The organism is Frankia sp. CeRuru1 (genome assembly GCF_977966315.1).
Genome location: NZ_CDWWEW010000444.1, coordinates 3238 through 3956 on the forward strand (window position 1 = coordinate 3238; position 719 = coordinate 3956).

The 719-nt window shown below is 77.2% G+C and carries 1 pseudogene; it reads left to right on the top strand.

The features are described 5' to 3' along the window. Nucleotides 1-203: 203 nt before the first annotated feature. A pseudogene (locus AC08OP_RS22280) lies at nt 204-719 on the top strand (serine/threonine-protein kinase); the annotation flags it as partial.

The following is a 719-nucleotide window of genomic DNA, read 5'->3' on the forward strand; positions in this document are numbered from 1 at the left end:
GGGCCGCGTCCCACCCGGCCGATTCCGCCCCGGTATCCCCGCCGTCTCCGCCGTCTCCGGCGTCCCCGGCGTCCCCGGCGCCGGACGCGGTGATCCGGCGCCGGACCGGGTCGCGACCCGTGCCGTTCCCGCCGGCGTGGCCAGGGACGGCGCGGCCCACCGGTGCGGTCGGATGGGCCCGGCCGTGGCGGGCACCCCGGCTGATGGCCGGGGCGATGATCGTCCTGGTGCTGCTCGCCGCCGTGGCCGCCGGGGCGTACCAGCTGTTCGGCGCGGACGGCAGCGGCGACGACGGCGACCGGCGTCGCGCCTCGCCGCCGACGGTCGCCACGCGGGATCCGGCGGGGGTCGGGTCGCAACCGGGTGCCGAGGCTGGCGAGGCGCTGCCCCCGGGCATGATCGGCAGCTGGAGCGGATCGGTGACGCAGGCGTTCGTGCACTTCAACGCCGAGCTGGTGCTGCGGGGCGGCCGGATCGGCGAGGTGATCGGCACGAGTGCCTACCCGGAGAGTGGATGCGCCGGCGAGCTCGTGCTGCGGGCGGTGTCCGGCGCCTCGGTCCGGCTCGAGGAACGTCTCACCCGGGTCGGGGCGTTGTGCTTCGCCGCCACCTGGCTGGACCTCGTGCTCCACGGCGACGGCACGCTCGACTGCTCGTATCCGGCGACCGAGATCAGCTCGGCGGGGCAGGCGACCATGCGCCGCTCGGCGCCCCCCGTG